The sequence below is a fragment of the Moraxella sp. genome (assembly GCF_024227015.1).
Classification (GTDB): domain Bacteria; phylum Pseudomonadota; class Gammaproteobacteria; order Pseudomonadales; family Moraxellaceae; genus Moraxella.
Genome location: NZ_JAAELD010000024.1, coordinates 1 through 9245, shown reverse-complemented (window position 1 = coordinate 9245; position 9245 = coordinate 1). Strand labels below are relative to the sequence as shown.

The 9245-nt window shown below is 43.6% G+C and carries 6 protein-coding genes and 1 tRNA gene; 5 read left to right on the top strand and 2 right to left on the bottom strand.

The window, feature by feature from the left end:
• Positions 1 to 2: 2 nt before the first annotated feature.
• Positions 3 to 485, bottom strand: a complete 483-nt coding sequence (locus GY683_RS00535) for a hypothetical protein (protein ID WP_297286895.1) — start codon at positions 483 to 485, stop codon at positions 3 to 5.
• Positions 486 to 763: 278 nt separating this feature from the next.
• On the opposite strand from GY683_RS00535, the gene rpoD reads away from it, so the two are divergent.
• The 5 genes from rpoD (at position 764) to GY683_RS00510 (ending at position 8427) form a co-directional block, all read left to right on the top strand.
• On the top strand, positions 764 to 2620 hold the full coding sequence (gene rpoD / locus GY683_RS00530; protein WP_297286894.1) for an RNA polymerase sigma factor RpoD: 1857 nt from the start codon (positions 764 to 766) through the stop codon (positions 2618 to 2620).
• A gap of 131 nt (positions 2621 to 2751) precedes the next feature.
• Positions 2752 to 3081, top strand: a complete 330-nt coding sequence (locus GY683_RS00525; RefSeq protein WP_297286893.1) for a DUF493 domain-containing protein — start codon at positions 2752 to 2754, stop codon at positions 3079 to 3081.
• 88 nt (positions 3082 to 3169) lie between these two features.
• Complete coding sequence (locus GY683_RS00520; RefSeq protein WP_297286892.1) at positions 3170 to 4453, top strand: exonuclease SbcCD subunit D C-terminal domain-containing protein; 1284 nt, start codon at positions 3170 to 3172, stop codon at positions 4451 to 4453.
• Between the two features lies 1 nt (position 4454).
• Complete coding sequence (locus GY683_RS00515; RefSeq protein WP_297286891.1) at positions 4455 to 8246, top strand: AAA family ATPase; 3792 nt, start codon at positions 4455 to 4457, stop codon at positions 8244 to 8246.
• Between the two features lie 94 nt (positions 8247 to 8340).
• Positions 8341 to 8427 (top strand) — tRNA-Leu (locus GY683_RS00510).
• Between the two features lie 242 nt (positions 8428 to 8669).
• On the opposite strand, the gene GY683_RS00505 is transcribed toward GY683_RS00510, so the two are convergent.
• Complete coding sequence (locus GY683_RS00505; RefSeq protein WP_297286890.1) at positions 8670 to 9143, bottom strand: hypothetical protein; 474 nt, start codon at positions 9141 to 9143, stop codon at positions 8670 to 8672.
• Between the last annotated feature and the right edge of the window lie 102 nt (positions 9144 to 9245).

Sequence of the window (9245 nt, the reverse complement as noted above, 5' to 3'; positions counted from 1 at the left end):
CCTTAGTCGCACGCCACTTTATAGACAGTATTCGAGCCTTGTACGATATACATGACATAACTACTGTCAAGTCGCGGATTGATGTTTTTGGCAGCGTCCTTGACTTTAGCAAGAACCATCATACCGTCCGACCTACCGATCATCGCATCCACATCATTCTTATTCAAATCCAGCGCGTTCACCTTAAAGTAATCCCAGCCCTTATCCACATCGATAACCGTTAAAGGCTCAGGCTTATCCCAAACATCGGGCGAGCCTTCAGGCTCTCTCATCTGCATATTAAAGCCATCTTCGACCTGATTAATCTTAATCTGCGCAGGCTCTTCGTGGCTTACCGTATAGCAGCCGACCAGATCGCTTGATGATGTGGCGACAGATTCGGTATGTGATGGGGTATCTTGATTAACTTTAGGCTCGCATGCCGTCAAAGCAATAAGTAGCCCCACAGCACAAGAATATTTTAACGACAAAAAAGAGGCTTTCATGCTAATCATCAACACCACAAACCGATTAACCGGGTTCTAAATTTAAAATGGTTATTTTACCTTATTTTTGTGTCATTTTGCCAGTAATAAATAGACCGTGTGATGTTTTTATTCATAGAAATTAGCACAAGTTTTTTAATAAAACTTATTAAAAAACAAAATTATACGAATTCACCTTTTAAAATATAGCAACCATCCCCACATAACCTTCAACTATGTTATAATAAGCGCCATTTTCATTAGATTCATCAGTTTACAGCATAAAAAAGCGAGCACTCATGAGCGAACAACACTCAAATTCTCAATTAGCAACGTTGATTCAGTTAGGCAAGGAACAAGGCTATCTGACGTATGCTGAGGTCAATGACCAACTTCCTGAATCGGTCACCGAAAGCGATCAAATTGAGGACATCGTACAGATGCTGACCGACGTCGGCATTCCCATCTATGAAGTTGCTCCTGATGATGATGACATCTTACTTACCGACACCAGTAGCGACGATGAGATGGCAGCTGATGAGGCAGCGGCAGTCTTAGCCAGCGTAGAAACCGAACCTGGTCGCACCACCGACCCTGTGCGTATGTACATGCGCGAGATGGGCACCGTTGACCTATTAACCCGCGAAGGTGAGATTGGCATCGCTAAGCGCATCGAGGAAGGGACGCGCGAAGTTCAGTACATCATGGCCTACTGGCCTGGTACTGTCAAGTTCGTGTTGGATGAATACGCACAAATCGAAACCGGCGAGAAAAAAATCTCTGACATCGTCTCAGGCTTCTTAAATCTAGAGGACGACGAATTTGAACTCAAAGAAGACAACGACATCGAACCAGAAGACATCAAGGAAGAAGATAACATTGATGATCTAGAAGAGAATGAAGAAGATCTGGATGGCGCTAGCAGCGGTGATGATGACAGCAACCTAGATCCAGAAGAAGTACGCGCGCGCTTTGAAGAGATTGAGCAGCTATTTAACGAATCTCAAAAAGCCCTAGAAAAATACGGACGTGGCAGCCCTGAAGCAAAAGCCGCCTATGACGAATTGGCGTCTCGCTTCATGCTTATTAAGCTAAATAACCGCCTGTCCGAGCAAGTCATCACGCTCATGCGTGAGGTTTATGAAGACGTGCGTAACAGCGAACGTAAGATCATGCGTTTAGTGGTTCGTCGCGGTAAGATGCCTCTTGAGGAATTCAAAAAGACCTTCCCAAGTAACGAAACCAACCTAGAGTGGCTGCCATTACGCATCAGCGGCAAACCTGCTTTTGCCGAGACACTAGAAAAAGTCCTGCCTGAGGTCATCGCTCTCCAAGAGAAAATCTTAGCTCATGAGAACGACCTGCAAATGGACGTGAAGAACATGAAAGCTGTGGCACGTCAAATGGCAATCGGAGAGGCTAAAGCTCGCCGTGCCAAAAAAGACATGGTCGAAGCCAACTTACGTTTGGTGATTTCGATCGCTAAAAAATACACCAACCGCGGTCTGCAGTTCCTTGACCTTATCCAAGAAGGTAACATCGGTCTGATGAAAGCGGTAGATAAGTTTGAATATCGCCGCGGTTATAAGTTCTCAACTTACGCCACTTGGTGGATTCGTCAGGCGATCACTCGCTCCATAGCCGACCAAGCGCGCACTATCCGTATCCCTGTGCATATGATTGAGACGATTAACAAGATCAACCGTGTCAGCCGTCAGTTGCTCCAAGAGATGGGGCGCGAACCCACCCCTGAAGAGCTTGGCGAACGTCTAGATATGGACGAAGCCAAAGTGCGTAAAGTCCTAAAAATCGCCAAAGAACCCATCTCTATGGAGACGCCAATCGGTGATGATGAAGATAGCCACTTGGGCGATTTCATCGAAGACAGCACCATCTCAAGCCCTGTGGATAACGCCACCGACGAAGGTCTGCGTGAAGCGACGCGTGAAGTTTTGGATAACCTAACCGAACGTGAAGCCAAAGTATTAAAAATGCGCTTCGGCATTGACATGGCATCTGATCACACTCTAGAAGAAGTCGGCAAGCAGTTCGATGTTACTCGTGAGCGTATCCGTCAGATCGAGGCTAAGGCACTGCGTAAACTGCGCCACCCTTCCCGCTCTGAGCACCTGCGCTCATTCCTTGAGAATGATTGATTTCATTTCATCACAAAAATAACCACCTTCGTGTGGTTATTTTTATTGATATCAGCCAAGCATCGGCGTACCTTGAAATTCGGGCAACTTACCCCATTTTACATTCAATAATTATTTAAAAGGCAGTTATCATGACCAAATTTACCAATCTAAATCGCGCACCCACTGCGCCCAATGCTAAGCGCACCGAGATCCAAAATCCAGAACTGTGGAATTTCCCAATGGATTATCCCATCAGTATCATCGGACACGAAGGTGAGCATGACACATTGCGCAATGAAGTCACGCTGATTCTGGCAGAGATTTTCCCTGATTTTGATGCCGCAAGCATCATGGTTAAACCCTCCAAAACAGGTAAATTCCACGCCCTTCGCGCGAGACTCTATCTAACTTCTGCCGATGAAGTTAATCGTCTATATACCGCATTGGACAAGGCCAAGACGGTCAAAACAGTGGTATAAATCTCTTTGATTGATGTTATAATAAATCAAGCCAAGACCGCAATTAGGCGGTCTTTTTTATAGCTTACCGTATTTAATGCTTTTTTACATGACGACATTAGACCTCATCCCAAACAAATCCACCCTGCGCATTCTACACACCTCTGATTGGCATCTTGGCAAACGACTCTACCAAGAGCAGCGCTATGACGAATTTGCGCAATTTTTGGATTGGCTCATTGATGTACTTAATGAGCACGAGGTGGATGTTTTGATTGTGGCGGGTGACATTTTTGACACGATGACACCAAGTAATAAAGCCCAAGAGCTTTATTATAAATTCCTAGGCAGCACTGCCAAAAGCGCTTGCCGTCATGTGATTATCACTGCTGGTAATCACGACAGCCCAACTTTCTTAGATGCACCCAAGACAATCTTGCGCGCGCTGAATGTTCAAGTCATCGGCATCGCAAGCGATGATATTAGCGATGAGCTTCTGATATTACACAAAGGCGACACCCCTGAAGCCATTATCCTTGCTGTGCCTTATTTGCGTGATAGAGACGTTCGCGCTAGCAAAAGCTTTGATGACATCACCACCAAAGAGCACGACACCATCCAAGGCATCACCAATCATTATCAGACGCTAAGCGAACAAGCCAAACAAACGCAAGCCGACATTCTTAATAAATTCAACAAAAAAATCCCCATCATCGCCACAGGGCATCTCTTCGCTGCAGGTGCCAGCGTCTCATCCAAGGACGACGGAATGCGCGATCTGTATGTTGGTACATTAGGTCAAATATCCGCCAACACTTTTGACAAGTGTATCGACTATGTGGCGCTGGGGCATATTCACGCACCACAGAAAGTTGCAGGTCGCGATCACATACGCTACTGTGGCTCGCCGATTGCGATGGGTTTTGGCGAGGCGGGTAAAGCCAAGCAAGTGCTGTTGGTTGATTTTGATGATGCCAATACCAAGCCTAGTATCACGGCATTACCCGTTCCAGTGTTTCAAAAGCTTGCACGCATCAATGGCGACTGGGATCAAATCACCAAAGAACTGAGCAAACTCATCCAAGATGATCAGAGCATCTGGGTCGAGATTATTTATACAGGTAATGAGATTCGCTCAACACTCGTACAGGACATTCGTAGCCTGCTAGAAGATAGCCTCGTCATCGCATTAAACATCCAAAACAAAACTCTGTATCAGCAAAGCCTTAGCTTACATCATCAAACAATCGATCTAAAACAGCTGACCGAGATGCAAGTTTTTGAAACCTTGCTCAATCAAAATGACATAGAGGATGCTGAACAGCAGGCCCTAAAACAAGCCTACCAAACCCTACTCACCGACCTACACGACACCGATCACCGCGCCGAATGACATGAAAATTTTAAGCCTAAAATTTAACAACCTTAACTCCCTAAAAGGTAACTGGCATATTGATTTTACCGATGATGCATTCGTACGCGATGGCATTTTCGCCATCATCGGACAGACAGGCGCGGGCAAAACAACCATCCTAGATGCCATCTGCCTTGCCATCTACGGCGAGACACCACGCATCGACCAAATCAGCGCCACTCAAAACGAACTCATGAGTCTAGGCGCAGGTGAATGCGGCGCGCAAGTTGAGCTACAAATCAGCGGTAAGATGTATCGATTCACATGGCAACAGCGCCGCGCTGGTGGCAAGGCGGACGGTAAATTACAAGCCGTCAAACGTGAAATCAGCCAAATTAAGCACGTAGGCGATGATGGTAAAATCCTAGAGAGTAAAGCCAGTCTATGTCAGAAAAAAGCCGTCGAAATCATGCACATGAACTTTGAGCAATTTACCCGCTCTGTCATGCTTGCTCAGGGAAATTTTGCGGCATTTTTGAAGGCGGATACTGGCGAAAAAGGCGAAATTCTAGAGCAAATCACCGGCACCCAAATCTACGGCAAAATCAGCATCAAAGCCTTTGAAATTCAAAAACGAAAACGTCTAGAGCTCACCGCACTACAAGACAAACTTAACGACAGCGAGATCATGGCCGATGACGAGTTTAATGCCTTAAAAGCAAGCATCGAGGCGGATAAAGCTGCACTTAAAAAACAGCAAGACACCCTAAAAGACACCGAAACTCACATAAAAAAACTCGAACAAAAACAAATAATCGAACAAAAAATTCAAAAACTCACCCAGTCAATTACTGAACACGAGCAGGCTCGAGAACATTTTAAGCCAAAATTTGCAGCATTGGAGCTTGCCAATAACGCCTTTGCCATCCACGACGAATATACCAAACTCTCCCATCTGCGTGAGCAAGAAAACCAAGTCAGAGATGATATTCTAAAGCTTGAAAGTGATCTTAATCACGCTCAGCAAAGCATCACCGAAAGCTCAATAGAGCAAGACAATGCAGCCAAAAATTTAAAAGACGTCGAGAGCGAAGAAGCTGCCGCACAGCCTATTTTTAAGCAAGTTCGAGAGCTTGATGGTCAATTATCGCATCTAAATGAACAAAAGGATCGGCTTAATCAAACTATCAGCCAAAACAATCAAAACATTCAAGCATTAAACAACAACATCCAATCATTACTCAATGATCAAACCAAAACAAACGAAATCTTAAAAGAGCTACAAGACACGCTTCGTTATGATATTGCCGATCTTGGGCAGGATCTAGGTCGTCTGAACGCAGAACACACACAGCTTAATAGTCAAATCCAAGAAATTCAAATACTTAATCAAGACCTTAACCATCATCAAGCTGCCCTTGAGGGCCTACAAAACACCATCGCCCAAAAGCGTATTGATTACCAAGATGCCAAGACTCGATTAACCAACAGTCAGAAAAACTTTGAGCTAATACAGGCTGATTTTATCACCTTGACGGGAATACAAAGCCCCATCACTGCTGAAGCCATCATGCGGTACGGCATGTCCACCAATCAGCAAATTCAGCAGCAATCACAGATCAAATCCACACTAACCACCCTAAAAGACCCTTATGATCAATATCAGCTCAACCAAGAGCAAATCGCTAAGCTACAAACTCAAATCGGCAACCTCACCAAGCAGATTGGCGAAATACGGAACACAGCCCAGCAGCTTGGCGATGAACTGGATAAAGAAAACAAAACCCTTATCACACTTGAGAATGCGCACGCCCTACGCCTAGAAGTCAGCATTCTCAAAAAGCATCTTAACAATCTACAAGATGGCAAACCCTGTCCACTGTGCGGCGCCATTGATCACCCTTATGCTGATAAGCACCCGCACCTGCACGAAGAAGAGAGCTCGGATGCAGTAGCGATCAAACACACCAAAGACAAAATCAACACCCTAAATAGCTCAATTCAAAGCAACAGCCAACAACTTGCCGTCAGTAATAATAATTTAGATAATCTAAATAAAAACCTTGACGACATCATCAAGCAGCAACCCACTTTAAGACAAAAGATGCGAGAAGCGCTTGATGAGCTGTTAAGCATTAAGAATGATTTTAATTTTGATATTAATCAATTGGATGACAATCTATTAAATAACCTAATCCTACAGAATCAGCAAACACTAGCACAGCTAAATAGTACGCATGCCAAGTACCAAGCACAAGAACCCGAATTGACCCAAGCGATTAATAATGTAGATAAATACACACAGTACTTTAGCAATATCAAAGTCGAAGGCGAGACTTTAAAGGGCAATATTGCCAACACCCAAGACATCATCAATCAACAGACCAAACATCTTAATCACGCCTTGAATAACTTTAAGCAAAGCCATTTCAACATCGCGCATACTTTAGATAAGTATGACTTAACAATACGCAAAGGTGACTTCAATACAGAATTCACTGTTGAAATCTTATCAGACGTATCAGACGATATTTTAGATAAAATTAATAAACTCAATCAAAAATATCAAACCCATCAAGACGCTAAAATCAGATATCAAGAATCTACTCGCATGCTTGATGGCGTTAAAATCAGCCTTGATAATCAGCAGCAGCAACTTGATAAATTAAGCTTAGATAGCCATTCATATCAAGAAAAGTACACCAATATCCAAGATAACATCAGCAGCCTGCGAGCACAAAGGCAGGCGATATTTGGCGATAAAATTATTGATGATGAAGCCCTACTACTAAGGCAAAAACTTCAGCGCGGCAATGAGATGCTAAATAAAGCTGTCAATGCGCACAACCATCATCAAAACAATGCATTATTATTGGCTGAGCAGCTGCAAGCACTCAATAGCAAACTGAACAACCTATCCCAAGAAGCCAAGCAAGCGGCCGATGAATTCATGTCCGCCTTAAGCACAAAGGGATTTGAGGATGAGGCAGCATTCTTACAGGCGCGCTTAAGTCATAACGACAGAGCAAAGTTAAGCCAAGAAGCGGATACCATCTTATACGCTATTAAGCGCAGCAAAGAAAGTCTAGAAGAAGAGCATGACAATTTAAACATACTCACTCAATCCATCCCCAACAAAGATACACTTGATGAACTCTATCACAGACGAGATGAGCTGCAACAACAAGAACGTGAATCCCTACAAAGTCTAGGCAAAAATCAACAAATCCTGCAAAGTGCTGCCCTTGCTCGCGAAAAACAAAATACGCTAACCGATAGCATCAAACGCAAGCAACAGGACATTCAAATCTGGACAAAGTTAAACGAGCTGATCGGCTCAGCAGATGGCAAAAAATACCGGAACTTCGTACAAGGTCTGACATTGGATCTGATGCTATATCACGCCAATCAAGTGCTTAGCCGGATGAACGAACGCTACATCTTAAAACATGGCAATACTAATGACAAAAACACGCTAGAAATTAGCATCATTGACACTCATCAAGGCAATGAAGAGCGCAGCACAAAGAACCTATCAGGTGGTGAAAGTTTCATCATCAGTCTTGCGCTCGCCTTGGGTCTCTCTATGATGAGCAGTGACAAGGTTACGATTGATTCATTATTCCTAGATGAAGGCTTTGGCACGCTCGATGAAGAGATACTGGATATCGCCCTATCCACCTTGTCCGCACTTCAAGAAGAAGGAAAAATGATCGGTATTATCTCCCATGTCGCCACACTCAAGGAACGCATCAGTACTCAAATTCTCGTTCATAAAGGCGCAAATGGTACCAGTCGATTGAGTGGCGCGGGTGTGGTCGGCAACAGATAAATAGAGGTTAGATTTTTTAAAATATCATTAAAAACACTTGACCTTTTTAAAAAATCCTATATAATACGCTGCATGTTTAACGACAACCACTTATGCCAGTGTGGTGAAATTGGTAGACACGACGGATTCAAAATCCGTTGCCTTTAAAAGCGTGTCGGTTCGAGTCCGACCACTGGTACCAACACAAACCCTTGAATATTCAAGGGTTTTTTATTGTTCACTTAAAGGCAAAAGTATCAATACAGCTGGTTATTTTGCAAAGCAATAACCACATAATAACCGCCTTGGCCACTCCAATAATCACACCTCAAATAGCGAGATTTTTTAAATAAGATTAGTGGATTTACCGCCATTAAAGCCAACAAATTAAAAAACCTAGGGAATACCTAGGCTTTTTGATATATTTGACAATACTTTAACGACTTACTTTGGCGGTGTAATATTCACCACAAGCACATAATCCATCACAGCAGGCTTATGTTCCAGCGCATTGTATTCTAAGCGTATGACATGCCTGCCGTTCACAATCACTTTATAGCTGCCGTTGGCAAAGTCATGGTAGTATGGCGTATTCAAAAAAGGCTTCATGCGCCCATCGGATACATAGACTGTTAGCGTATCACCGACAGCCGGATAAATAAAATAATCACAAGTATTACCCATGATACTGTCTTGACGAGAGACAGCGGTGTGATCAACGCGTTTTTGTACTAATTTAGGGCATTCGTCGCCCACGTTTGCTCGCCGCTGTTGCAACTTATCGTTTCTGGTGGGTGTGTAATCCTCTGGGATTACAGCCGATTGCTCTGCCTTAACCACCTCTGCGCTCTCACTACCACAGCCAGTAAGCAGCAAAAAAAATCCCAAAGCCCATCGCCCTTTTGAGAGATCAGCCATACATTTGTCTTTTGGGTGAAAAGCAATCATTTATCAGCCATGCATACTTTTAGTTATTAAGAGTACAAATAAATCTAAAGAATACAAATTATAACATAAAAT